Consider the following 24,820-nt stretch of genomic DNA (forward strand, 5'->3'; position numbering starts at 1 on the left):
AATCACGGGTATAGAAAGATGATGAGAAGTCTGCTGACCTTCGCCGCCGGCCTGCTCTTCGCGTTCAGCACCACCGCCGCCGAAGTAACGGGCAAGTGGCGCACCATCGACGACGAGACAGGGCAGCCCAAGTCCATCGTGGAAATCTACGAGAGTAATGGCCGCTATTACGGTCGCGTGGTGGACCTGCTGATGAAGCCCGACGACACCCTGTGCGACAAGTGCCCGGGTGAGCGCCAGGGCAAGCCGATTGTCGGTATGAACGTGATCACCGGCATGGTCAAGAAAGGCGATATTTACGAGGGCGGGCAGATCCTCGACCCCACCAAGGGCAAGGTCTACGACTGCAAGATGTGGCGCGAGGGCAACACCCTCAAGGTGCGCGGCTACCTGGGCTTCTTCTACCGCACCCAGAGCTGGCAGCGGGTCGAATAACCCCTTCCACGCGGCCGCATTACCGGGCGAACACAAGGTTCGCCCCTACGCGGCCCAATCCTACCTGGTTGTCCCGGCGCGATAACAGTGGCAATGGTGGCGTAGGAGCGGCCGCTGGCTGCGACCGTCCGGCGGAGCGCCGGGCGGCAAACGCACAACCAGGCGAACACAAGCTTCGCCGACTCAGTGCTGGTGATTCGTAGGGGCGAACCTCGTGTTCGCCCCGGTTCAGGATCCCCCGCAATTCGTCACAAACCCCAACCCTATCAGGCCGCCTGCGGCTCCCGTCCCGGGTTGGTCAGCAGCAATACCAGCGGCATGGCCGCCAGGTTGATCCACATCAGCATCTGGAAATCATTCACGTAGGCAATTTCCGCCGCCTGCCGGGAAATCTCGTTCACCAGTGCCTGCGGCACCGCCATCAGCTGCTCCGCAGACGGCGTGCCGGACAGCATGCCCCCCGGCACCTGCACCCGTTCCGCCAGCTGCTGCTGGTTGATCCACAGGTTGCGGGTCAGCACCGCCATCACGATCGACACGCCGACACTGCTGCCCAGGTTGCGCGACAGGCTGAACAGCGCCGTGGCCTCGCCGCGCAGATGGCCCGGCAGGGTGGCGTAGGCGAGCGTGGAGATGGGCACAAACACCATCCCCAGGCCGAACCCCTGCAGCACGCCGGTGGTCACCAGGGCGCGCTGGCCCACCTGCAGGTTGAACCCGGCCATCTGCCACAGGGACAGGCTCACCAGCACCATGCCCACCAGGATCAGCAGGCGCCCGTCGATATACTTCAGCAGTCGCCCCACCACCAGCATCGCCAGCATGACCCCCACCCCGCGGGGCATCAGGATCATGCCGGTGGCCACCACCGGGTAGCCTTTCCACAGTTGCAGGTAAGACGGCAGCAGCGCCATGGTGGCCAGCAAGATGATGCCCACCACAAAAATGAAGGCGAGCCCGGAGACATAGTTGCGGTCGCGGAACAGGCCCGGCGACAGGAAGGGGCTGCGGCTGGTCATGGAGTGCACCACAAACAGGTACAGCCCCAGCGCCGCGGCGATGGCGTACAGCTGGATTTCCAGGGACTCGAACCAGTGCACCTGCTCACCGCGATCCAGCAGCATCTGCAGCGCCCCCACGGCCAGCGCCAGCAGGCCGAAACCCAGGGCGTCGAAGCGCGGTTTTTCGGTTTTGCCCCCGGGCAAATATAGATAGACCCCCACCAGGGACAGGATGCCCAGGGGCAGGTTGATGTAGAAGACCCAGCGCCAGGAGTAGTACTCGGTGAGCCAGCCGCCCAGGGTGGGCCCCAGGATGGGTCCCAGCATTACCCCCACGCCCCACAGGCTCATGGCGGAGGCGTGCCGCTCGGGCGGGTAGGTATCCAGCAGCGTGGCCTGGGACAGCGGCACCAGGGCGGCGCCGAAAACGCCCTGCACCAGGCGCCACAGGATCATCTCATTGAGGCTGCCCGCCTGGCCGCACAGCATCGACGCCAGGGTAAACCCGGTTATCGACCACAGGAACAGCTTGCGCCGGCCATAGCGCTGGGACAGGTAGCCTACCGGCAACGTCATGATCGCCGCCGCCACGATATAGGAAGTGAGCACCCAGCTGATCTGGTCGCTGCCCGCGCCCAGGCTGCCCTGCATATGCGGCAGGGCCACATTGGCAATGGTGGTATCCAGTACCTGGATCACCGTTGCCAGCATGATGCTCACGGTGATCAGTCTGCGGCGGGTTTCCGTCATTCCGACAGGACAACGCGGCTGCCGTCACCCCCGGAAACGCGGGCGGAAACCAGCTTGTCGTCCTCACTGGTGTCGATGGTGACCTCGGCGCTCATACCGGCGCGCAGGGTCGGGGAGTCCTTGGCCGGGTAGAGGCGCAGGCGCACTGGCACCCGCTGCACCACCTTGACCCAGTTGCCGCTGGCATTCTGCGGCGGGATCAGCGCGAACTCGCTGCCGCTGGCCGGGCTCAGGCTGTCCACCTGCGCCTGCCAGGTAAAGCCCGGGTAGGCATCCAGGGTGACTTCCGCCTGCTGCCCGGCACGCACGCGCGCCAGCTGGGTCTCTTTCAGGTTGGCCTCGACCCACATGCCCTCGCCCCCCAGCATACTGACCAGGCTCACCCCGGCGGGGGCCATCTCCCCAACCTGGGGCACATCGTTGGCGATCAGGCCATCGGCCGGCGCGGTAATTTCGGTGCGGGACAGCTGGTAGCGGGCCTTGTCCAGCTTGGCCTGGGCCACCTTGAGATCCGCCTGCTCCTCAAGCGGGATCATCGGGTTGCCGCCCAGCTCCGCACGCAGGCTGGAAAGCTTCTCGGTATTGATGGAGATCTGGGCGCGGGCGTGTTCCAGTTTCTGGCGCGACTCGTCCAGCTCCGCCTCGGACAGCGCCTTGCTACCCAGCTTCTCATTGCGCTCCAGCTGGCGCCGGAGGAAGTCGGCATCCTTGCGCGCCTGCTCCACCGCTGCCTCGGCCTCCGCGTACTCGGCACGGCGGGCCAGCAGCTGGTTGCGCACCTGGGCCAGGTGCGCCTCGGCCTCTTCCACCGCCAGGCGGAAGGGGGTGTCGTCCAGCTTCAGCAGCAACTCGCCGCGCTTCACCGGCTGGTTGGGACGCACCGCGACGATAGAGATAACACCGCTGACCTCGGGCGCCAGCGCGATCTTGTCGGCCTTGATATAGGCGTTCTCGGTCTCGACGGTGCTGCCGCCGCCGAACAGGCACCAGCCGGCCACCAGCAGCGCCACCAGGATGCCCGCGGCAAATCCCGCCTGGCGCACCCCGAAGCGGCGCGGCGCGCGCTCGGCCAGCCTGCCGGCCACTTGCTCCAGTTTCTTTACCACCTCACTTCTCCTCGCGCGTCAGGTTGTCCCGCAGACGGCTGAGCAGGCCCTGCAGCTGTATCACTTCCTCGGTGGAGAACCCGTCCAGGGCCTGGGCACGGGCCTGCTGGGCCAGCCCCCGCAGCACCTGCAGTGCCGGCTCCGCCGCCCGGGTCAGGAAGATGCGAAAACAGCGGCGGTCGTCAGGGTCCTGGCGGCGCTCCACCAGCCCCTCCCCCTGCAGGTTGTCCAGCTGCCGCCCCAGGCTGATGGGCGCAATATCCATCAGCTCGGCCAGCTCCGCCTGTTTCAGACCCTGCTCCCGCGACAGGTACCACAGCACCTGCCAGCGGGAGCGGCTCAGGTCATGGGCGCGGGCGCGGCGGTCGAAATTGCGGCGCAGCAGGCGTGCGGCGCTGTGGAGCTCGAAGCTCATCTGCGCGGCTATATCCTGGGTTGCGGAATCCACAGCGGGAATTTGCTGGACGGAATTGTTGTTTACGGTCATGCCCCCTCCGATAAGGGCGCCAATTATAAGCTTGCTTATAATCTTCGCAATGGGGGGAGGGAAATCCGCATGGACTGGCTGGATGGGTAGTCGATAAGCCTGAAAACTGCCTGAACGGCCAGTCATCGCCGGGGAGCTTCCAGGGCCACTATCACAGTGGCCTATTGCGTCCCTTCTGCAGTGCCCCCAGCCCTCGCCAATCTTCAAGGTCCAGGTCAGGTTTCTCGGAGCGAAATCTACGATAAAGCCCTGCTCCCTGGCTGTCCTCGAGAATATCGACCGGGATACCCTTTGCCCGCAGCAGCGCTTCATTGCCGGCCGCGTTGGTTACATCCCCTACTACCACGCGACTGAAGCCCCGCATGTAGATCAGGGTCGCACAGACGTCACAGGGGCTCAGGCTGGTAAACAGGGTTGTCCGGCCGAAGTCGATCCGCCCCGCATCCCTGATAGCGGCAGTCTCGCCGTGGTTATAGGGGTGATTTTCCTGAACCAGGGTATTGTGCCCCTTCCCTACGATCTGCCTGGTCGAATTATCAATGATCACCGCCCCAATGGGGCAACCGCCCTCACCGTAGCTTTTATGGGCCAGGAACACAGCAATACGCATAAAATCCGCATCTGTCAGTCCACGGGCAAAGTCACTGCCCATTAGCACCGGCAGGCTTTTGGTCGGCATATGGGCGATCACCCTTAACGCCTCTTCGCTTGATTCCGCGTCAGCAGCGAGAAGTGGTTTCATCCTCTAACCCCAGGAATTTCCTTTATTTGGTCAAGGCGTAACACCCCGATACAAGACATTACAGCACAGTGAAGTCCCGATGCGGTCGAGCATCATGGCAACACACCTTTTCAGGCTCGAGCCGAGAACAGAACCTGCTGAGATAAAGGTCAATCGAGAGGTCATTGCTGATAACCAGCAACCCCATCCGCCAATGAGAAATCGTAACTTTGTCGTCGACAGGCAAGAGTTGCACAGGAAGCACCGACCATGCCTATGGCATCGCGCATCAATGGCAAGTCTGCTTTCTCAAACTATACTGCTTGGCCAACTCAATTCCCCTTACCCGGCCTCACCCGACTCGGAAACAGGGCTCACCATATCCGGAATGAGGGGAAAACACTGCCAGGCCGCACGCGCGCTCACCCACCCCAGAACAACAATGCCACCCCGCTGAAATAGCATGCCAGTACCGCAATCCCTTCAAAACCGATATTTCCTGATCCGTGGGCCTGGCGGCGCAGCAGCCCCATCATAATAATCGCACTGAGGACAATGTTCATGGCCAGCCAGAAGGTCTGCTGCTGGTTGATGGTGGTGTAGATAGAGCCCTGGCGGAAGGCCATATCGGAGCCGACCAGAAAAAGTACGTCGAAGGAGTTCCCACCAATAATATTGCCGACAGCCAATGTGACAGCGCCGCGCCTGGCTGCAGTGAGGGCAATAACCAGCTCCGGAAGGGAGGTGGCGACGGCGGTAAACAGACTGCCGACAATTGTCTGCGACAGCCCTGACTCCCGCGCGATGACAATGCCGGCGTGGCTGGTGACCCAGCCGGCCGCGGCCACCACCATGGCCAGCGCTGCGAAGGTCAACCAGAGCTGCCTGAGATCAACAGGTGCTGACTCACGCTCAGTTGGTTCGCGCTGGGTCAGGGCGGTCTGGCGTGGTTGCCACATGGGGTAGTCTCCGGCGGCAGACAACAGGCGAACGCCGCCAATATAGGCTGCTAATAGCAGTGGAGAAAACAGGTCGACATGACCGATGGTATAACCGGGACCGGCGCTGGCGAGTATCGCCAGGCCCAGCATAAGCATGACCAGCACGGTCTGAAACAGGTTTTGTTCGGAGGCCGCGGCGTGTTCCAGGTTGGCGCGCCGGTAGACTATGTCGGCGAATACAAGAAAGGTAGTCTGCGCGGCGATGCCACCGATGGCGTTACTGACAGCCAGCTCCCCCGCCCCCTGCCAGGCCGCATTTATCGAGGTGATGACTCCAGCGACGGAAGTGATCATCCCGAGAAACAGGGTGCCCATGATGGCCTGGCCCATTCCTGTACACTGGGCGAGGATTTCGGCGCGGCGCGTCAACTTCACGCCACACACGCCGATAACTGTAGCTGCTGTACAGAGCAATATAATACTGGTGGTCAGGGACCAGTTAGCGGGATCTAGGGTCACGAAATCACCTCGGCCGGCTCACTAGAAGCCGCAGGTAGGTAGTTTCAAAATGGCTGTTTGGCACCACAGTCGCTTGTTAGGCGGTACTGCGAACTAAATCTCCGGATTTGGAGTTGGGTCAGGTATCTCAATGTTATTAGAATAGGCGCAAGGCTCTAGCAAAACTCCATTAACCTTCAGCTGAGCAACCACTGCAGCATGTACTTTTGTGCCAAAAACCCCATGATAGTGGTGGGTGCTTATATCCCAATCACGCTCACTTGTCCCCAGCTTTTCTGGCTCACTCCTAGTACAAGAAAATACTTCAAAGAAAAATGCATTACCTCCATAACCATGAGTAAGGCGGATTACTACAGCTCCTAGAGCTCCCCCACTATATGGAAGAACGCTTGAATCAAATTCGATATGGACTGAAGAAGTACTCTGGGGCTGGACGGCTCCAGATGTATCGCCAGGCCTCCATTCTTTAGATTGACCAGAGTGGTAAACATTGCTCGGATTATCAAGACTAATCCCCGGGGGAAGTTCATTTGATATAAATTTAGTTTGCACCACCTCTCCAGCATCATCCTTTAAAACAAGTAAGAGAACATTACCGACTTGATCAAAATAATAACAACTAGCGCTACAGTTCTCCTTTGGCTCACGTGTAAAAAGACTGTCTGCATACAAAGAACTAGAAAATATAGTGAGCACTGAAAATACAATTAACTTTATTGTCACGATAACTTTCATTTTATCGGTTTAATTTTCCATGCTATATGTACTCACAGCGTCTGCTGAGATTACTGCAGATAATAGACACACACGTTTCGAATATTCCTCATACAACCACAATGCAGACTGCAGCAACAAGACGAGCAAAACTAAATCTTCAAGTAGGTTAAAATTTTGACGCTGAAATCTCGTATTTGGCGCGAGTACTTTCGTACTTTTTATCACTTGGCGCCCTAACGACATAGGCAACGATCGTAGCGCTTGCGCTGCGTATCGTTCGGCGTCTTGTTATATTTTGCCGCAGCGAACATTATGAGCTCGCCCCTGGCACCTAGTAAATCCCCACTGCGAAAGCGAGGCCCGTCAAACTGTGTGGAGGTGAAGTTACTACTGGAAGGGATAGTAGATGCGGCAAAACGCGTTCCCGTGAGGTAAGGCTTACGTCCGCAACCAATCGCGCTTGCGAGTGGAAGCAACGCTTCACGGTAACATGAAAAATTTTTGACGGTCACCTTCCTTTTAGAAGCAATTCCACTGTCCATTTCTATGATCACCGCCGGCGGTGGCGGCGTGCACTGTATGTGCCAGCCGCTGGCAAGAAAGCCCGCGTAACCCGCTGCATAAACGAAAAAAGGTCGGCCCCGGGCCGACCTTTTTTCGTTTATGCAGAGCGCTCTCTCGTTCCGCCCGGTTCAGTAGAGCCGATTCAGCGCGCCGCCTTGATTTCCCCTTCACTCACCAGCAACACCTCATCACCCCAGGTATTGGTGATAAACGCGATGATCGCCGAGATTTCGCGGTCCGTCAGAAACTCCAGCGCCGGCATCAGATCCTCTTCACCGCCATTGCGGCGGGGTGCCGAGCGGCCGTGCAACAGCGTGTCAATGAGCAGTGGCTTGTTTGCCAGCAACGCGGGATCTCGCAGGGATGGGTACAGCGCTTCCTCACCATAGCCGTCTATCTTGTGACACTTCACACAATTGTCGGCAAATGTAAGGGCACCAAACCCAATGAGGTGACGGGTCTCCTGCTCTGAAGCACCTGCCCCCAGCGAGAACGTTGCCAATAATGTTGCGATGGATAGTGTGCGTTTCATACAGTGCATCCTGTTGCCAGTCAATTGAGCCAGATTATTTTCCCTGTGCGCGCAGCCAGCCTGAGCCCGCAATACCACCTGCAGCACAAACCAGAATGATAACCAGGGGCGTCAGTGTCACCAGTACCAGCACACCGACACCAAAGCCGCGCATCGGCAAAAGCAGCAGCAACAAAATGCCGGCGGACATCAGCGACAGCAGAAAACCACGGTTAATCCAGCTATTGCGCCATGGTAGTAGGAAGATTAGCCCACAGATTCCGCCCCACACCCCGCTGGTAGATATAGGAATTTTAATTTTTACTTTGTTACCGTCTTCATATTCAGTATTTTATTTCTACTAAGATCCAAAATCCAGTCCCTCCGAGGCGGACAGAATCTAACGACCTAATAACCAGCAGCCGAAGCGCAGCGTAGGTTTGTCCCTAGCAGCACCTTGCTATGCCTTAATAGCCTTCGAACCACGGCACGTCCTTAATAGGGGGAATTTCTTCATTTACCGGCTCTAATGCAACTATGTAATGCGGTATTGTTTGATTAAACACGTCGTCAGACTCAGCTTGCTCAGTTTTAAAGCACTGAATTACTGTAACTCTATAGCTGCCTGGCGCCACCTCAATAACCCGCTCGACTTCGTGTGCCTCCGGAAGAGAAACATCTTCGAACTGAGCTGCCATCGTTAAGCTATCGTATGTTGTGATAAGTAATTTTCCATTTGTTTTAAGGCCGGAGAAGAATGATCGAACCCCTACCTCATTAGATGAACCAAAAACCAATTTAACAATCCAATTTCCGTAGCTGCAGCCCCAAGAGATTAGAGAGCCACATTTATTTTGATCAATGAAGTGCTTTTTTAATCCTTCAATAGCCCAATCCTCAGATACGAAGCCGACATAGCTTTCTGGATCAAGAATTGCTAAACAACCATAATCGGCTGGAATGGTAAGTTTTTTCTCAGTCATCGATTCCACGTGAGGTATAACGCCGCGGTTTGGGGCTGGCATGGAGCGCCAGCGGAATGGCAGTCCCAGCCGAAGGCGACAACACCGCCTTGTTAACTGTTGCTGAACGCACGGAACAGCCTTTTCTTATTGGTTTCTGATATTTCACAGAAATATACCCCCATTGGTATGAAGCCCAAATATAAAGGGTATATTCGTAGCTTCAACAGCCCCGGCACATATGGCTTGAAGGCCATCTTCAATTTTAGGCCGCCACGCTTTAGCAACAGCACCTCACCCGTGTTTTTTAGTACTTTGATCTCGGACACTGGGGCATCCAAAAAGAAGTTAATTTGTTGCCCGAGTATTGGCGATATCTTGTAGTAAGTTTCTCCATTCTTCTCATAGAACTTCGAGTTAAGTGATCCTAGTGCGATTTCTTCCATATTTTTACAGTTAACGCCGCCAACACCGAGCGAGCGTTAGCGAGTCCGCGTGCTTGGCCTTGTTATGTGTTTTGTACAAAATGAGCTCGCAACCTTACGTGCGCCTCTTCAAACAATAGGGTAAAGCGAACAGACTCTCTACTACCCGAAACCAACTTGTAGTTGTTTGCCACTAGCTTGCCAAAATGCTCATCGAAATTACCAACCTCTCTGCTTTGATATTCCTTCTGAAACGCTTTGAAGAATTCTTCGTGTTCGCTAAACCTCTCTAAAGGCGAAAACTCGCAGATGTGCCATGGCTGATCAGATTCAAAAACCTTAAAGCTAGCAATTCGATTTCCTTTGTGCTCGAGATATATCATTTATAGATCGCTCTTAGCTCACAGACACATAACAGTTTATTAATAGGCGTGGCCATATCTGGGCATATGGTTACATCTGACCATCAATGCCTATATCTGGACATATATGCCCAGATATAACCATCCCCTGTATCCACATGCAAAAAAACAGGCGCCATTTGGCGCCTGTTTTGAGTTGCTGTTGTCATTCCCGGCGGAGCGGGCTCAGTCCTCGACCTCAACCCGGTCCACCTTCTGGAACCCACGCGGCAGCTTGTTGCCGCGCCGGCCCCGTTCGCCCAGGTAGTGGTCCAGTTCGGAGATCTTGATCCGGGTGTGACGCTTGCCGGCGTGAATGACCAGCTGGGCCTTGCCCTCGAGCACGGCCACGCCCACCACGATCTCATCGCGGCTGGCCGCACGGGCGGAGGGGATATTGACGATCTTGTTGCCCTTGCCTTTCGACAGCTCCGGCAGCTCGGAAACCGGGAATACCAGCATGCGGCCCTCGCTGGTGACGGCCGCCAGCAGTGCCTCGTCCGGGTTCTCGATGGCACAGGGCGGCAGCACCCGGGCATTCTTGGGCAGGGTCAGCATGGCCTTGCCCGCCTTGTTGCGGGACTGCAGGTCCCCGAGCTTGGCCACGAAACCGTAGCCGGCGTCGGAGGCCAGCAGCACGCGCCGGTCCTCTGCCCCCATCAGCAGGCCCTCGAAGGTGGCGCCGGAGGGCGGGTTGATGCGGCCACTCAGTGGTTCCCCCTGGCCCCGCGCAGACGGCAGGGTATGGGAGGCGATGGCGTAACTGCGGCCGGTGCTGTCCAGCAGCAGCGCCGGCTGGTTGCTCTTGCCGCGGGCGGCGAACTTGAAGCCGTCGCCGGCCTTGTAGTTGAGGGCCACCGGGTCGATCTCGTGGCCCTTGGCGGAGCGGATCCAGCCTTTCTCGGACAGCACCACGGTAATGGGGTCGGAGGTCAGCAGGTCCGCCTCGTTGAAGGCCTTGGCTTCCTCGCGCTCCACGATCGGTGAGCGACGGTCATCACCGAACTCGTCGGCGGCGGCCAGCAGTTCCTTCTTGATCAGGGTTTTCAGGCGACGGGCGCTGTCCAGGGTCTTGGTGAGCGTGTCACGCTCCTTTTCCAGCTCCGCCTGCTCGCCACGGATCTTCATTTCCTCGAGGCGCGCCAGCTGGCGCAGCTTGGTGTCGAGGATATATTCCGCCTGCACGTCGGTGAGTTCGAAGCGGTCCATCAGTTCCCGCTTCGGCTCATCGTGGGTGCGGATGATCTCGATCACCTCATCGATATTCAGGAAGGCCACCAACAGGCCCTGCAACAGGTGCAGGCGCTTCTCGACCTTGTCGAGGCGGAATTGCAGGCGGCGGCGGGTGGTGACGGTACGGAAGCTGAGCCACTCACCCAGGATCTTGTCGAGGCTCTTCACCTGTGGGCGCCCGTCGATACCGATCATGTTCATGTTGATGCGGTAGCTTTTTTCCAGGTCGGTGGTGGCGAACAGGTGGTTCATCACCTGCTCGGCATCCACACGATTGGACTTGGGCACGATCACCAGGCGGGTGGGGTTCTCGTGGTCCGACTCGTCCCGCAGGTCGGTGACCATGGGCAGTTTCTTGGCCTGCATCTGCTGGGCGATCTGCTCCAGCACCTTGGCGCCACTGGCCTGGTACGGCAATGCGGTGATGACGATATCGCCATCCTCCCGGTTCCAGATCGCACGCATCTTCACCGAGCCACGGCCGGTCTCGTAGACCTTGTGGATGTCGGCACGGGGCGTGATGATCTCGGCCTCGGTAGGCATATCCGGGCCCTGGATATACTCACAAAGCTCGGCCACGGTGGCCTTGGGGTTCTCCAGCAGCGCCACGGTGGCATTCACCACCTCGCGCAGATTGTGCGGCGGGATATCGGTGGCCATGCCCACCGCGATGCCGGTGGTGCCGTTCAGCAGGATATTCGGCACCCGCGCCGGCAGCACCGATGGCTCGTCCATGGTGCCGTCGAAGTTGGGCTGCCAGTCCACGGTGCCCTGCCCCAGCTCCGACAGCAGCACCTCGGAGTATTTGCCCATACGCGATTCGGTGTAACGCATGGCGGCGAAGGACTTGGGGTCATCCGGCGAACCCCAGTTGCCCTGGCCGTCGATCAGCGGGTAGCGGTAGCTGAATGACTGCGCCATCAGCACCATGGCCTCGTACACGGCGCTGTCGCCGTGCGGGTGATACTTACCGATCACGTCGCCCACGGTGCGGGCGGACTTCTTGTACTTGGCCGTGTTCTTGAGGCCCAGCTCGCTCATCGCGTAGACGATACGGCGCTGCACCGGCTTCAGGCCGTCGCCGATATTGGGCAGGGCGCGGTCGAGAATCACGTACATGGAGTAGTCCAGGTACGCCTTCTCGGTATATTCCTTCAGCGGCAGGCGCTCGGTCGCCTCGTAGACGGAGGGTTCAGTCATACAGCGTGAATCTCGTTATTCTGTCTGGGAGAGGCGGATTATGGCGAGGAATCGGGAAGGGTTCAAAGGCCGGGAGTAACTGTGGGCCTGGGCAACCCGTTTTTGGCACTTGCGGGGACAGCGATCACTGCCCCCGGGAAAGCCCATGGCGACCGCTTACATACGGACTTCGGCGGAGAACTGCAGCGTGCTTTCCACACCCTTGTCACCGTTGTAGCTGTAGTAGGCCAGGGAGCCCAGTACCCGGTCGGTGAACAGGAACCTTGCGAATGGCTTGATGTAGCTATCGCTCTCGATGCTGATATCCTCGCTGTAGCAGTCGGTACAGCTGGTGATGGTGCGGTCGATATCAAAGTATCGGTAACCGACGTTGACGCCAGCCTCGAAACGGTCGCTGAAGGAGTGCACCAGGCCGCCGTCGATATACAGCGAGCCGGCATCGATGCTCGAATCTTGCGTCCTCTGGTCGCCGGTTACGATATTCTCCACGTCCTGGGAGAACTCGTCCTCGTCATCAATAAAGAAAATGCTACCGCCGACAGAGAAGTTGAACATGCCTTTGCGACCGGCATAGCTGGCGCCGATTCCGAACCCGCTGTCGGCGATGCCATTGAGCGCGGCGGCATCGGCGTCGAGGCTGATGGTCTCGCCATGAAAGCCCCAGCTGCCCTGGTATACCGCACCGACTTCGGCGACTGGCTGTGCTGCCAGTGGCATGGCCACACCACCGGCGACAAGGATTGCAGCCAGTTTGCTGAGTTTGGACATAGTGATTACCCCAAGGTTATATAGTTAAAATAAGCGCCAATATTGAAACAAAAAATCACTTATGACTCAAAAAAAGAAATTTTTTTCCGATAACCCGGCATTGCGCCCCGACGCGCCAAGCGCTGTGTGTAGCCCCCGGACTCCCGGGCATGACAGCGGGAAATTACCTTGAAGGAGCAGCGTCTTTCCCTCGACCAGCTCTCCACCGACCTCCTGCAGCCCGCCTCCCTGGAGGTGGCGCCCGGCGAGATCATCTGCCTGTCCGGGGCCAGCGGCAGCGGCAAGACACGGCTGCTGAGGGCGATCGCCGACCTGGAGCCCCACGGCGGCACGGCCCGGCTGGGGCACCGGGCCCAGGGGGAAATGCGTGGTCATGCCTGGCGCCGCCAGGTGATGCTGGTGCCGGCCGAGAGCGCCTGGTGGTTCGATACGGTGGGGGAACACCTGCAACAACCGCAGCCCGAGGCGCTGGCCGCACTGGGCTTCAGTGATGAGGCGGGGGAGTGGTCGGTGGACCGCCTGTCGTCCGGCGAAAAGCAGCGCCTGGCCCTGGTGCGGGCCATGTCGTTCAAACCGGCGGCCCTGCTACTGGACGAGCCCACTGCCAACCTGGACCCCGACACCACCCGCGCCACTGAAAACTGGCTGGTGGAGTGCATTCACAAACGCCGCTTGCCGGCACTCTGGGTCGCCCACGACCAGGAGCAGATCGAACGCGTCGCCGACCGGCATTTCCATATTGCCGATGGCCGGCTGGAGGAGCGCTGAATGGAAGTGATTGACCTCTCCTGGTGGCAACTGGCGCTGGCCGCAGGACTGGTGGTGGTGCTGGCCACCTGTATTTACCTGGCCCGACTGGGCCTGGCCGGCTCACTGCTGGTGGCCGCCACACGCACGGCGGTGCAGCTGGCGCTGGTGGGCCTGGTACTGGAGGCACTGTTCTCCGTCGGCAGCCTGCTGTGGGTGGCGCTGATGGGGCTGGGTATGCTGTTGCTGGCCGGTCGCGAGGTGATGGCGCGGCAGCAGCGACGACTGCGCGGCGGCTGGAGCTTTACCATCGGCACCGCCGCCATGTTTGTCTCGGCATTCAGCGTTACCGTGCTCACCCTGGTGGCGGTGATCGGGCCCACGCCCTGGTACGAGCCACAGTACGCAATCCCGCTGCTGGGCATGATGCTGGGCAACACCATGACCGGCGTGGCACTGGGACTGGACCGCCTGACCGAGGGGCTGTGGCGACAGCGCCAGCTGGTGGAGAACCGCCTGATGCTGGGGGAAACCTGGTCCAGCGCCTGCGGTAGCATCCGCCGCGAAGCCATGCGCTCGGGGCTGATGCCGATCATCAACTCGATGGCGGCGGCCGGTATTGTCTCGCTGCCGGGCATGATGACCGGCCAGATCCTGGCGGGCACGGCGCCGGCACTGGCGGTGAAATACCAGATCCTGATCATGTTCACCATTGCCGCCGGCACCGGCTTCGGCACCTTTGTCGCGGTGAGCGTGGCTTCGCGCCGCCTGTTCGATCACCGCGAGCGCCTGCGGCTGGACCGGCTTACCAGCAGTACCGCCTAATCGCCGGGATCCTCTGTTTTTTTCACCCCCGGCAGGTGCTCCTTGGCCGATGTCACCACCCGCAGGGTGGTAAAGGTGAGCGCGCTGATCACGATGGCTATCTCCATGCGGCCCAGGGCCACCGACAGGCCGATGGCGCCGGTGGCCCAGAGGCTCGCCGCCGTCGCCGTGCCCTGCACACGCCCCTCGCCCTCGGACACGCTTTTCAGGATGGCGCCGCCGCCGATAAAGCCCATGCCGGTGATGATCCCCTCGATCACCCGGCCTTCGGCGCCGGTGGAGTCCAGCACCGCGAACCCCACCAGCGTGTAACCACAGGCGGCCACCGCCACCAGCGGGAAAGTTCGCAGGCCTGCAGAGCGCTCGCGCTTTTCCCGGTCCCAGCCGATGGGCAAAGCCAGCACATAGGCACAGGCCATATCAACCACGTGGTGCAATACCAGCTGCCAGTCGATATCCAGGAACTGCTGCAGCGCTTCCATGCGAATAAACCCCGGGCGGGACCGGATCAGGCGTCGATATCCGGATGGTCCTTGCGTGTCTTGTTGATCAGCCCGCCCTGTTTCAGGGTATCGATTTCCTCAGCGGAGAGGTTGTGTACCACGGTGAAGGTGTCGCCGCTCTTGCCATCCCTGACTTCCACCGGCTCACCCTCCTTCAGCTGGTCGGCAGGGTTGTCGATTTCCAGCTCGGCGTCCTGCTCCAGCCGGTCGTAATCCTCCGGTTTGTCGAACAGCAGCGGCAGCACACCGAAATTGATCAGGTTGCGCCGGTGGATGCGCGCCATGCTCTTGGCAATCACGCAACGCACACCCAGGTAACGGGGGGTAATGGCGGCGTGCTCGCGGCTGGAACCCTGGCCGTAATTCTCACCGCCGATCACAAAACTGTCGCCATCCAGGTCCATGGCACGGTCGTAAAACTGCTCGTCAATGCGCGAGAAGGTGTAGCGGCTGATCTCGGGAATATTCGAGCGCAGCGGCAGGATCTCGGCGCCGGCCGGGAGGATCTCGTCGGTGGAGACATTGTCGCCGGCCTTCAGCAGGATCGGGCCCTTCAATGTTTCCGGCAGCGGGTCAAAATCCGGTAGCGGCTGGATATTGGGGCCCTTGACCAGCTCCACTTCCACCGGGATTTCCTGCGGCGGCTGCAGCAGCGGGCGCATATCCGGCAGCTCATCGGGCTCGCTGAATTGCGGGTAGTCCATATCCATATCGCGGGGATCGGTGATCTCACCGCGCAGTGCGCTGGCGGTGGCCGTTTCGGGGCTGCAGAGGTAAACCTGGTCTTCCTTGGTGCCGGAGCGACCGGGGAAATTGCGCGGTACCGTGCGCAGGCTGATCTGGCCGCTGGCCGGAGCCTGGCCCATGCCGATACAGCCACCGCAACCGGTCTGGTGCAGGCGCGCACCCGCCTCGAGCAGTCGCGCCAGGTCACCCGTACGGCTGATCTCCTCCAGCAACTGGCGGGAAGTGGGGTTGATGTCGAACGAGACGCTCTCGTCCACATGTTTGCCCTCCACCATCCGCGCCGGTATCACAAAATCCCGCAGGCCCGGGTTGGCGGAGGAACCGATATAACTCTGGTAGATTGGCTTGCCCGCCACTTCGCTCACCGGCACCACATTGTCCGGACTGGAGGGGCAGGCGATCAGCGGCTCCAGCGAAGACAGGTCGATGGTCTCTTCCTCGTCATAGGTAGCCCCCTCGTCGGCCTTCAGCTCGACAAAGTCGTCCTCGCGCTGCTGCTGGCGCAGGAAGGCGCGTACCGTTTCATCGGCAGGGAACACGCTGGAGGTGGCGCCCAGTTCCTGGCCCATATTGGCAATCACGTGGCGATCCATCGCCGTGAGGTTCTTCAGGCCAGGCCCGTAATATTCGATGACCTTGTTGACCCCGCCCTTGACCGAATGCCGGCGCAGCATTTCCAGGATAATGTCCTTGGCGCTGACCCAGGGTGGCAGTTCGCCCTCCAGCTTCACCCCCATGATTTTGGGCATGGTGACGGAGAACGGCATACCCGCCATGGCCAGGGCCACCTGCAACCCGCCGGCGCCAATCGCCAGCATGCCCATGGAACCAGCGGCACAGGTGTGGCTGTCGGACCCCAGCAGGGTCTTGCCGGGCACCCCGAAGCAGGACATATGCACCGGGTGGCTGACACCGTTGCCCGGGCGCGAGTACCAGGCGCCGAACTTGCGACAGGCGCTCTGCAGGAACAGGTGATCGTCGGCGTTCTTGAAGTCTGTCTGCAGCAGGTTGTGGTCGACATACTGCGCCGACACCTCGGTCTTGACCCGCGGCAGCCCCAGCGCTTCGAATTCGAGCATCACCATGGTGCCGGTGGCATCCTGGGTCAGGGTCTGGTCGATCTTAAGTTCGATCGGCCTGCCCGGTTCCAGGGTGCCGCTTTCCAGGTGTGACTCGATCAGTTTCTGGGCGAGGTTCTTCGGCATGTTGGCGTCTCCCTTTGATGAGCGCTTGCGCTGCAGATTTCTGCCACTTGGCAGGTATTGCCACAATCGGGAAAACCCGCAAAGTGGATCGCACGTCAATAAACTGCATTCACATGAACGGCTTTTCAACCATAGCTGGCAATTGGGTTTTCCAATCCCGGCAATTGCCGCGCACTATCTGTGGACGGCCGGGTATTCAACGCCCGCGCGCCCCTAACTGGAAAACTCCACCCGCGGCTCGTCGAAATCCCGGCCGTTGTAATCGGGCGCGCACTGGATAAATTCATCGGCGGAAATACCGGCCTCAATCAGGAACCGGGCCACCGCGCGACTGCGCCGGCGCGCCAGGCGTTCCAGTTCCTCCAGTTTTTCAATCGGCGGGTACCGGTACAGTGTTTCCCGTGTCCGGCGACTGTGCCACATGGGTGGCGTGGTCTGCGGGTCCAGTGCGTGCCAGTCGCGGGCATTCGCAATGCCGCAGATACCGGGACGCGCCTCCGGTCTTTCCTGCAGGGTTTCCACAACCTCGTCGAGCTGCCGCCTGGCGGCATCATTCAGCTCGGCGCTGCCTGGCGCAAATTCAATCGGGTCAAAGTCCACTGCCATCAGGCGTTGCCATGCCAGTTGCCCCAGGCTGTAAAAGCCCAGCGGGGTAAAATAGCTGAACAGGGCCTCGAGAATGGCGCGCTGCAACAGCTCGCTGAAAATAAAGCTGAAGGAAAAACTCGGGTCGTAGAGGTTGCCAGTCACCGGCATGGTGAAGCGGACATCGCCCTTCCCGTCCCGCAACAGGTAGAGAGCGACGTTCAGGGGAATCATTGATTCTTCCACCGACAGCTGATCGCTGTCACGCACCCGGCGCACCCGTATTTTATTCAGGCGCATGTCTGCCACCGCGTCCACCTTGTTTTCGTGGATGATGATATCGACAACAGCATCCAGCTGGCCCTGCAGGATTTTATAGCCCAGCAGGTTGGCCATATACGGCGTGGCGGGAATCAGGTTGGCGTTGGCGATGCTGGCAGTCAGGCTGGCATTCCATTTTTCTGTCGCCAGGTAATCGAGCGTACCCGCCAGCTGCAGCTCGCCATAGCCGCCGGGACGGCCTTTCAATACGATCGTGGCCGGGTCGTCCTCGGGATAATTGCCGGCATTTTCCAGCTTTACGTAGATCTGGCGGATAGGCAGCCGTGCGCGGAACTGCCCCTGCCGGTCGAGCCAGGTAAAGCGTCCTCCCTGCAGGGTGGCGTGATGCAGCCGGTAACGGAACGGCCGCCGTTCCGCGGTAGCGGGCTCGGGTTCGCCCTCCACTCCCAACAGCTTCCCGAATCGCTCTTCAATCGGGAAGTCGCCTCCCTTGTCGCGGAACAGGATCAGCTTGGGCCGCTCGATCTCAAGATCGCTGATCTCCAGCGCGTTGGCTGCAGTTGAATAGGTTACCTGCTCCGCCCGCAACTGCCGCACCTCACTGTCCCAGCCATGGCGCTTGAATTCGGGCGCCTCCTCGTGGCGCCCCAGGAATCCCAGCTCACTGGCCTCCAGCCACGGTATCCCGATTTCCCCTTCACGCAGTACTGCCTGCGCGGTATGGATCTCGGTGGCCCGCACCAGCTCCCGCCCATCGGTGCCGAGTACCAGCAACTCGTTGGCATCAAGCTTTGCCAGCTGCAGGTATTGGTCCCCGGCCCGGTAACTGCCGTCGACATCCAGCCGCCCGAGGGTAAAGCAGTGGTGGATCGGCGCCACGTACCCCCTCGGCAGGCAACCGGAGATGGTATCCAGCAACAGGCCATCGACCGCGAAGAGGCCTTCGCCAAGATACACACGGTCGGCGCCCAGGGAGTCAAACAGCAGCAACCCGGAAGGCAGCCCGGACGGGAAACCGTCCTGGGTGAACCGGCCCTCCCCCACTGTCAGGCCGTAAATGGTACTGGCACCGTTGGCCGGGTCGACGCCCCGCCGCTCCACGCGGATCTCACCCAGCTGGTAGCAGGGGGTCAGGCCGGTACCCGGGAACCAGTCTGCGGAGAGACACCCACTGGCTCCCGCCAGGCTGATAAAGGGCGACTCCCCCCCATAGCTCAGCTGGTCCAGTCGCAGCTGCCGGATTTCCAGCGGCCGCCCGGCGCGGCCACTGATTACCAGACCGTCCAGCTCGATGGCGCCATCGCTGCCGAATGGCCCCGCCAGCGACAATTGTTGCCGGCCCGGCAGGGACAGGCTGCGCAGGCGGATACAGGGTTCGGTGGCCGGGGGTTCCAGCGCCTCCGCCACTTGCTCCACCGCCCGCGCAACAGGACCCGTATCACAGCCGACAAAGCCGCCCAACCGGAAATCGGTGACGGACAGCTCTGTCCCGCCGCTCCAGCGCAGCCTTTGCCAGCCCAGTTGGTCCACGCCAAAACGGGCGAAATCACCGCCTTCCTGCCAGAGCCGGATTGGCTCCGGCTGTAGCGCTGCCAGTTCCACCATTGGCGCCGCGGCGCCCAGGCCGATGCGGCTGACACCGGTGAACTCGAGTCGCGGCGCCACGATGCAGTCGCCGACCCCGCGCGCCCGCACGGCCGGCGGCAAGAGCTCGCGCATGCCGCAGGCCTGCACTTCCCGCAGCTCCAGGTTGCGCAGCAACAGCGCCTCCTCATCCAGCCCCAGCTCTGCCACGCGCGCCGACTCGAACCGCCACAGCGGCCGGGCCACCGGCGATGTTTTCATCACCGTTTCCCCCAGTCGCAATTCGGCTGCGTCGTCACTGCCCTGCAGCCTCACATCGTCGACCGAACCACAGCGCGGCAATCCCGGCCGCAGGGAGACACTCTCCGGCAGGCAACCGTGGACTTCTGCCACTGCCACGTCCTGCGCACGTAACCGGTCGGGCATCTTGTCCGGCCGCGACCAGTCGAGCTTCAGCAAGCCGACACGGGCGTCTTCAATCCCCGCCAGGTACTCATCTTCGGCACCCAGCAGCCGCGCCTGTCCCAGCCGGGATTCACCCAGGTCCATGGCCAGCTGGCGCGCGTCGGCGCGAATGCTGAAGCTGTTCCCCAGGGCCAGGTCTTCCAGCCGGGCGCATTCCGCCGTGTTCCCGGTGTCGCGACTGCCCTTCCGCGGCCGGCAACCGCGGGCCGCCTCCAGGGACATGCCGGGCAGTTCCACCAGGCGCGGCCCGGCGGCAGGCAAAAGGACCTTCGCAGCCGGTATCTCCAGCGCCTCCAGGTAGAGGAGCTCGCGCCCGCCGCGGGTGGTGGCAAGTACCCGCTCCGCACTGGTATCGCCGGCCTGCAGTAACAGGCCGCCACCCCAGGCCAGGCGCAGTTCGCTCTCCTGCTCGAGTTTGTCCATCTCGAAACAGGTGGGCATCCCGGCGGAATTGCGATAAAGCAATACTTCCCAGGCCGGCGGCAGGCACCCCTGTAATTGCGCCAGCGTGAATTCCTCCACCTTCAGGTTGGGGTTATCAAGGCTTGTAGTGCCGGGGCCGTCCGGCTCTTCCGTCCCATCGGCTTCACGGCGCGAGCGCGCCAATTCTTCCGGCAGCAGGCCCTTTTCTGCCCCGATTGCGAATTCGCCATCACCAGCCGGGCTTCCCGGCGACGCACCTCCCCCGGCGCGCCCCGTGCCAGGACCAGTGGCCCTCTCCCCGCCCGCCAGGCGCAACATTGCCGGCCCCCCGTGCAGGCCGGTGAGCAGCAGGCCGGTGGGCTGGTGCAGGCCGTCGGCCAGCAGCAGTCGTTCCAGCACCAGCTCGCCCGCCACCAGGTATCCCGCTTCGCCGCCCTGCCAGGCAAAGCTGCCGCGTCCCTGCAGGTGCTGTGCGCGCCCGCAAAGGGGGCGCAGGTCTTTCGGCAATGCAGCATCGGGGACACAACCCGACAGGTGTGCCAGCGAGAAATCCTGCACCAGGTAGGGCGTCTCGCCACCCAGCAGGTTAAGCCGCTGCCAGCGCAATGCCTCCAGCTCGAGCAGTTGCTTCTGCTCCCCACGACGACCCGCTGCCGGCTTCTGCCACAGTTGCAGCTGCCCCAGGCGCAGGGGGCCACTGCTGGCACCCAGGGGCAGGTCCCGGGTGCTGTCGGGGAAGCGAAAACCGAGTCGCTCCGGGGTTTTCAGGCCCGCCAGCCGACCGCAATAATCCGGTATCCCCCACAGTCGCCCGGGCAGGCAGCCGCTGGCACTTTCCAGCTGGAAGGCGTCCAGGGACAGGCGGCGTGACTTGCCACGGTATTCCAGGGAGGAGGCGAAAACACTGTGGGCAGTGAGTGGGTCGTTGTTGGCACCAGCGACATCCAGCAGTTGTACCTGCCGCAGGTCCACCGGGCCACCGTGGATCACCAGGCGGTTCTGCCAGTCGATAGTGGTGGGGTCGGGCAGGTTCATACTGCCGGCGCGCACGCAGTAGTGCATCCCCGGCCGGCGCCACGCCGGCGGACACCAGTCGAACGCGGTGGCACCGCCCTGCTGCCAGGCGAGCGCGCTTGCGCTGCGGGAGTATTCCATCTGGTTGATGTCCAGGGTTTCCGCGCGCCAGTCGGGCCAGCGCCGGTCACTGCGGCGCAGGATCACGCCCTGGCCGTTGCCACGCAGCCAACCGACCTGCGCGCCGGACCCGAAACTGAAAGACAGGTCGCCCTCCAGCTGTAACCGGCGGGCGATGCCACAGTGCCCGATGATGCGCCCGAAGGCGGGGAAGGCATCGGCCCATTCCTGCGGCAGGCAACTGCCAAAACGATCCGCCACCAGTTCCACGGCAGTGATGCGGGTACCGGGCCGGGCAAACAACGCATCGGTCAGGTCAAGCCCTACCAGTACCGTATGGATCGACCGGGAACCCTGTTCACGCACCAGTAGGTCACGCGCCGACAGTTTCCCGGCAGCCACTTCGACCTGCAGGGGGGTGTCGCCCTCGCGGTGTAGTGACAGCCGCCAGTCCTGTGCCGACAGGCGACTGAATTGCAGGCAATTGGGTTTCTTCCAGGCTTCGCGGGCGCGATAACAGAGCTGGCTGTCACGGATATAGAGCTGGTCGATCAACAGCTGAAAATCCCGGTCGCGCTTTTGCCCGCCCTCGCCCAGGTCCCAGCCGGCGACTTCCCAGATGCGCCGCACCTGCTCTCCCGGTCGCGATTCCAGGTCGAACTCAACACCATCCAGCCAGGCGCGCTGGAAATGCATACGGCGCCGCAGCAGCTGCCACCAGCTGTAATCGAGCATCAGTTCGCGGGCACGCAAACCGCGCCCCTCGCGATTGCGCAATTCCACACCGTGGATTTCCACACGCAGGTCGGCAATCGACAGGTGCAGGTAACCGATGTCGGCGCGGTAACCCCGCTGCTCCAGCCAGGTTTCCAGGCGCTGTTCCAGCACCATGGCCAACACCAGCTGAAGCAGGCCCGTTACCACGACAATTCCCACCACCAGCCATAGCAGGCGCGCGACATGATCGGGACTTTGCTGGGCGGACTGCTTTGGCATTATTGATGACACTGGCGCGGGAGCAATGAATTTGGTGCAAGCGCTAACCGCACTTGTGCCCGGTAATTAAAGACCAGCGCCACGATTTTTTTTGGCGGCTGTCGCCGGCTTTCGCCATAATGCGCCCGACTTCCATGCGAATTCGGATCGAACAGATAGACTGTCTATCTCAACCAACCACTCACCCGGGTTTCCCGGCGAGCGATCATGCAACAGAACCCTGATTACCAGGACATCGTCCTTGTCGGCGGCGGACACTCCCACGCCATTGTCTTGCAGATGTGGGCCATGAACCCCCTGCCCGGTGTGCGCCTGACCCTGGTGTCCCCCGACGTACAGACAGCCTATTCCGGCATGCTGCCGGGGCTGGTGGCAGGCCACTACCAGCTGGACGAAACCCATATCGACCTGGTGCGCCTGTGTCGCGCCGCGGGCGCCCGCTTTATCCGTGCCCGTGCACGCCGTATTGACCCGGTCAGCCGACGCATCTCCCTGGAGGGCCGCCCGGAGCTGGAATACGACCTGGTTTCACTGGATATCGGCGCCGGCCCAGCCCGCAACCTGCCGGGTGCCCAGCGCGCAGTGCCGGTAAAACCCATCAACCGCTTCCACCATTTCTGGCAGCAGCTGCAGCAGCGTGTACTGAAGAGCCGCGAGCATATCCGTATCGGTGTGGTGGGTGGCGGCGCCGGCGGCTGCGAGCTGGCCATGGCTATTGCATGGTCGCTGGAAGAACAGATCTATACCGGGCGGGTCGAGGTGCACCTGGTCCATGGCGGTGCGCACCTGCCCGACGGCTACCCGCTACTGGCACGCCGGCTGGTAGCGGGTGAACTGCGCCGGCTGGGAGTTACCGTGCACCGCAACTGGCGTGTGCAGGCGGTCACCGACGAGGGCCTGGTCAGTGACGACGATCGCACCCTGGCACTGGATGAAATTGCCCTGTGCACCAATGCGGGGGCCCACCCGTGGCTGGCCGACTGCGGCCTGGCGCTGGATGAGCGGGGTTTTGTCCGTGTCGACGAGAACCTGCGCGCCGAAGGCTTTGACAATGTGTTCGCCGCCGGCGACACCGCCAGCTTCGTGCCGTCACCGCTGCCCAAGGCCGGTGTCTACGCGGTGCGCCAGGGCCCGGTGCTGTTCCATAACCTGCGCGCCGCGGTAACCGAGCGTCCCCTGCGGGCCTTCCGGCCCCAGCGCGATTTTCTCAGCCTGCTGTCCTGCGGCGACCGGCGCGCGGTGGCATCCCGCAACGGCCTGGCCCTGGCGGGAGGATCCCTGTGGCGCTGGAAAGACCATATCGACCGTGCGTTTATGCGCCGCTTTGCCGAGTTACCGGTGGACATGGACCGCGACGGCGGACGGCAACTGTTCCGCCGCCGCCCCGAGGCGGTGCGCGAACGCGGCGGCGCCGCCCTGTCACAGATGCGCTGTAACGGCTGTGGCGCCAAGGTGGGTGCGGAGATCCTGCAGCGGGCACTGCAGCAACTGCCGCGCCAGCAGTCGCAGTTCCTGCTGCGCGGCGCCGGTGACGATGCGGCGGTAATGGAGCTGCCCCCCGGCCAGCTGCTGGTGCAGAGCTCGGACCAGCTGCGGGCGCCCATCGACGACCCGTGGATCTTTGGCCGCCTGGCGACCCTGCACGCACTGTCCGACCTGTTTGCCATGCATGCACGGCCCGTGACCGCGCAGCTGCTGGCCACCCTGCCGGTAGCAGCACCGGAACTGGTGCAGCGTGACCTGCAGCAATTGCTCGACGGCGCCATCTACGAACTCAACCGGCACGACTGCGCGCTGGGCGGCGGCCACACCGCCGAGGGTGCCGAAATGCAACTGGGCCTGACCGTCAACGGGCTCGCCGATGCCGGCCAGCTGCTTGAAAAGACCGGTGCCCAGGTGGGCGACCAGCTGATACTCACCAAGCCCCTGGGCATCGGCGCGGTACTGGCCGCGGAGGGCGCCGGTGCCGCCCACCCGCGCTGGGTGGAGCATGCACTGGCAACCATGCTGACCAGTAACGCCGGTGCCGCGGATGTGTTCGGGCGCTATGGCACCCATGCCCTCACCGACGTCACCGGCTTCGGCCTGCTGGGCCACCTGCTGGAAATGCTGGCCGGCCCGCCGGCGTGTGGTGCGTCACTGGTGGCGGAGGAGCTGCCGCTGGTCGAGGGAGCCGCCGACTGTGTCGAAGCGGGCTGGTTATCCAGCCTGCATCCCCAAAATGCGCGCTTTTACGACCGGGTGCAGAACCCGCGTGCCTGGCAGCCGCTGCCACACTGGGCGCTGCTGGCGGACCCGCAGACCTGCGGCGGCCTGCTGGCTGCGGTACCGTCGGACCGGGCGGGCGACTGCCTGCGCGAGCTGCACCGCGTAGGCTGCACCGATGCGACCATCATCGGCAGTGTGACGGAGATAACCGGTGACCAGCCGATTACCCTGCAGCGGGCCGGCGAGCAATCCCGCCCAGTCCCCCGCGCGGAGAACGCTGAGCCGGTACGCGCCTGACCGGCTCCCGCAGTGGCACGCGCCAGCGCGGCATTGCCAAGCCGCTGCCGGCGCGAGATACTGCGCCCATAACTAATC

Annotated in this window: 18 protein-coding genes; 4 read left to right on the forward strand and 14 right to left on the reverse strand. The window is 61.7% G+C overall.

Features of this window, described 5'->3' with window-relative positions; translation table 11 throughout:
• Positions 1 to 18: 18 nt before the first annotated feature.
• Entirely contained in the window at positions 19 to 435 is a 417-nt protein-coding gene (locus tag LVD10_RS07550) for a DUF2147 domain-containing protein (RefSeq protein ID WP_237062809.1), read from the forward strand.
• A gap of 266 nt (positions 436 to 701) precedes the next feature.
• Here LVD10_RS07550 and LVD10_RS07555 read toward each other — a convergent pair whose 3' ends face one another.
• The 11 genes from LVD10_RS07555 to LVD10_RS07605 form a co-directional block, all read right to left on the reverse strand.
• Positions 702 to 2,186, reverse strand: a complete 1,485-nt coding sequence (locus LVD10_RS07555; protein WP_237062811.1) for a DHA2 family efflux MFS transporter permease subunit — start codon at positions 2,184 to 2,186, stop codon at positions 702 to 704.
• Positions 2,183 to 3,292, reverse strand: a complete 1,110-nt coding sequence (locus LVD10_RS07560; protein ID WP_233006409.1) for an HlyD family secretion protein — start codon at positions 3,290 to 3,292, stop codon at positions 2,183 to 2,185. Before LVD10_RS07560 ends, LVD10_RS07555 begins: the two co-directional genes overlap by 4 nt.
• A gap of 1 nt (position 3,293) precedes the next feature.
• Positions 3,294 to 3,779 carry a MarR family winged helix-turn-helix transcriptional regulator gene (locus LVD10_RS07565; RefSeq protein WP_233006410.1) on the reverse strand — a complete coding sequence of 162 codons (486 nt, stop codon included), beginning with the start codon at positions 3,777 to 3,779 and terminating at the stop codon, positions 3,294 to 3,296.
• A gap of 151 nt (positions 3,780 to 3,930) precedes the next feature.
• Positions 3,931 to 4,521 carry a nucleoside deaminase gene (locus LVD10_RS07570; protein ID WP_233006411.1) on the reverse strand — a complete coding sequence of 197 codons (591 nt, stop codon included), beginning with the start codon at positions 4,519 to 4,521 and terminating at the stop codon, positions 3,931 to 3,933.
• A 401-nt stretch (positions 4,522 to 4,922) separates the two neighbouring features.
• On the reverse strand, positions 4,923 to 5,960 hold the full coding sequence (locus LVD10_RS07575) for a sodium:calcium antiporter (RefSeq protein WP_237062813.1): 1,038 nt from the start codon (positions 5,958 to 5,960) through the stop codon (positions 4,923 to 4,925).
• A gap of 93 nt (positions 5,961 to 6,053) precedes the next feature.
• On the reverse strand, positions 6,054 to 6,695 hold the full coding sequence (locus tag LVD10_RS07580) for a hypothetical protein (protein WP_237062815.1): 642 nt from the start codon (positions 6,693 to 6,695) through the stop codon (positions 6,054 to 6,056).
• Positions 6,696 to 7,383: 688 nt separating this feature from the next.
• Positions 7,384 to 7,773 (reverse strand): c-type cytochrome, encoded by a 390-nt coding sequence (locus LVD10_RS07585; RefSeq protein ID WP_233006414.1) that lies wholly within the window; start codon positions 7,771 to 7,773, stop codon positions 7,384 to 7,386.
• A gap of 34 nt (positions 7,774 to 7,807) precedes the next feature.
• Positions 7,808 to 7,963, reverse strand: coding sequence for a hypothetical protein (locus tag LVD10_RS07590; RefSeq protein WP_233006415.1), 156 nt, complete (start codon positions 7,961 to 7,963; stop codon positions 7,808 to 7,810).
• A gap of 256 nt (positions 7,964 to 8,219) precedes the next feature.
• Entirely contained in the window at positions 8,220 to 8,735 is a 516-nt protein-coding gene (locus LVD10_RS07595; RefSeq protein ID WP_233006416.1) for a hypothetical protein, read from the reverse strand.
• Positions 8,736 to 9,726: 991 nt separating this feature from the next.
• The gene (parC, locus tag LVD10_RS07600; RefSeq protein WP_233006417.1) at positions 9,727 to 11,973 is read right to left on the reverse strand and encodes a DNA topoisomerase IV subunit A; all 2,247 of its coding nucleotides are present in this window, start codon (positions 11,971 to 11,973) and stop codon (positions 9,727 to 9,729) included.
• A 156-nt stretch (positions 11,974 to 12,129) separates the two neighbouring features.
• The gene (locus tag LVD10_RS07605; RefSeq protein WP_233006418.1) at positions 12,130 to 12,741 is read right to left on the reverse strand and encodes a hypothetical protein; all 612 of its coding nucleotides are present in this window, start codon (positions 12,739 to 12,741) and stop codon (positions 12,130 to 12,132) included.
• Positions 12,742 to 12,909: 168 nt separating this feature from the next.
• Between LVD10_RS07605 and LVD10_RS07610 the strand changes: the two genes are divergently transcribed.
• Together LVD10_RS07610 and LVD10_RS07615 are read left to right on the forward strand one after the other, a co-directional pair.
• Positions 12,910 to 13,509 (forward strand): ABC transporter ATP-binding protein, encoded by a 600-nt coding sequence (locus LVD10_RS07610; RefSeq protein WP_233006419.1) that lies wholly within the window; start codon positions 12,910 to 12,912, stop codon positions 13,507 to 13,509.
• Positions 13,510 to 14,313, forward strand: a complete 804-nt coding sequence (locus LVD10_RS07615) for an ABC transporter permease (RefSeq protein WP_233006420.1) — start codon at positions 13,510 to 13,512, stop codon at positions 14,311 to 14,313.
• Here LVD10_RS07615 and LVD10_RS07620 read toward each other — a convergent pair.
• The 3 genes from LVD10_RS07620 to LVD10_RS07630 form a co-directional block, all read right to left on the reverse strand.
• Positions 14,310 to 14,795, reverse strand: coding sequence for an MgtC/SapB family protein (locus LVD10_RS07620; RefSeq protein WP_233006421.1), 486 nt, complete (start codon positions 14,793 to 14,795; stop codon positions 14,310 to 14,312). The genes LVD10_RS07615 and LVD10_RS07620 overlap by 4 nt on opposite strands.
• Positions 14,796 to 14,821: 26 nt before the next feature.
• Positions 14,822 to 16,768, reverse strand: coding sequence for an aconitate hydratase (locus LVD10_RS07625; RefSeq protein ID WP_233006422.1), 1,947 nt, complete (start codon positions 16,766 to 16,768; stop codon positions 14,822 to 14,824).
• Positions 16,769 to 16,981: 213 nt separating this feature from the next.
• A complete protein-coding gene (locus tag LVD10_RS07630) occupies positions 16,982 to 22,237 on the reverse strand; it encodes a DUF748 domain-containing protein (RefSeq protein WP_233006423.1) in 5,256 nt (1,751 codons plus the stop codon).
• Between the two features lie 207 nt (positions 22,238 to 22,444).
• Between LVD10_RS07630 and selD the strand changes: the two genes are divergently transcribed.
• Positions 22,445 to 24,742 (forward strand): selenide, water dikinase SelD, encoded by a 2,298-nt coding sequence (gene selD, locus LVD10_RS07635; protein WP_233006424.1) that lies wholly within the window; start codon positions 22,445 to 22,447, stop codon positions 24,740 to 24,742.
• Positions 24,743 to 24,820 lie beyond the last annotated feature (78 nt).

Origin of the sequence: Microbulbifer zhoushanensis (genome assembly GCF_021729055.1) — a bacterium.
GTDB classification, from domain to species: Bacteria; Pseudomonadota; Gammaproteobacteria; order Pseudomonadales; family Cellvibrionaceae; genus Microbulbifer; species Microbulbifer zhoushanensis.

What these genes read in the sequence shown, in the direction of transcription:
- selD (WP_233006424.1), top strand. Translation starts at nt 22,445, where the DNA reads ATGCAACAGAACCCTGATTACCAGGACATCGTCCTTGTCGGCGGCGGA.
- LVD10_RS07555 (WP_237062811.1), bottom strand. Translation starts at nt 2,186, where the DNA reads ATGACGGAAACCCGCCGCAGACTGATCACCGTGAGCATCATGCTGGCA.
- LVD10_RS07605 (WP_233006418.1), bottom strand. Translation starts at nt 12,741, where the DNA reads ATGTCCAAACTCAGCAAACTGGCTGCAATCCTTGTCGCCGGTGGTGTG.
- LVD10_RS07565 (WP_233006410.1), bottom strand. Translation starts at nt 3,779, where the DNA reads ATGACCGTAAACAACAATTCCGTCCAGCAAATTCCCGCTGTGGATTCC.
- LVD10_RS07580 (WP_237062815.1), bottom strand. Translation starts at nt 6,695, where the DNA reads ATGAAAGTTATCGTGACAATAAAGTTAATTGTATTTTCAGTGCTCACT.
- LVD10_RS07625 (WP_233006422.1), bottom strand. Translation starts at nt 16,768, where the DNA reads ATGCCGAAGAACCTCGCCCAGAAACTGATCGAGTCACACCTGGAAAGC.
- LVD10_RS07595 (WP_233006416.1), bottom strand. Translation starts at nt 8,735, where the DNA reads ATGACTGAGAAAAAACTTACCATTCCAGCCGATTATGGTTGTTTAGCA.
- LVD10_RS07590 (WP_233006415.1), bottom strand. Translation starts at nt 7,963, where the DNA reads ATGTCCGCCGGCATTTTGTTGCTGCTGCTTTTGCCGATGCGCGGCTTT.
- LVD10_RS07570 (WP_233006411.1), bottom strand. Translation starts at nt 4,521, where the DNA reads ATGAAACCACTTCTCGCTGCTGACGCGGAATCAAGCGAAGAGGCGTTA.
- LVD10_RS07620 (WP_233006421.1), bottom strand. Translation starts at nt 14,795, where the DNA reads ATGGAAGCGCTGCAGCAGTTCCTGGATATCGACTGGCAGCTGGTATTG.
- LVD10_RS07630 (WP_233006423.1), bottom strand. Translation starts at nt 22,237, where the DNA reads ATGCCAAAGCAGTCCGCCCAGCAAAGTCCCGATCATGTCGCGCGCCTG.
- parC (WP_233006417.1), bottom strand. Translation starts at nt 11,973, where the DNA reads ATGACTGAACCCTCCGTCTACGAGGCGACCGAGCGCCTGCCGCTGAAG.
- LVD10_RS07550 (WP_237062809.1), top strand. Translation starts at nt 19, where the DNA reads ATGATGAGAAGTCTGCTGACCTTCGCCGCCGGCCTGCTCTTCGCGTTC.
- LVD10_RS07585 (WP_233006414.1), bottom strand. Translation starts at nt 7,773, where the DNA reads ATGAAACGCACACTATCCATCGCAACATTATTGGCAACGTTCTCGCTG.
- LVD10_RS07615 (WP_233006420.1), top strand. Translation starts at nt 13,510, where the DNA reads ATGGAAGTGATTGACCTCTCCTGGTGGCAACTGGCGCTGGCCGCAGGA.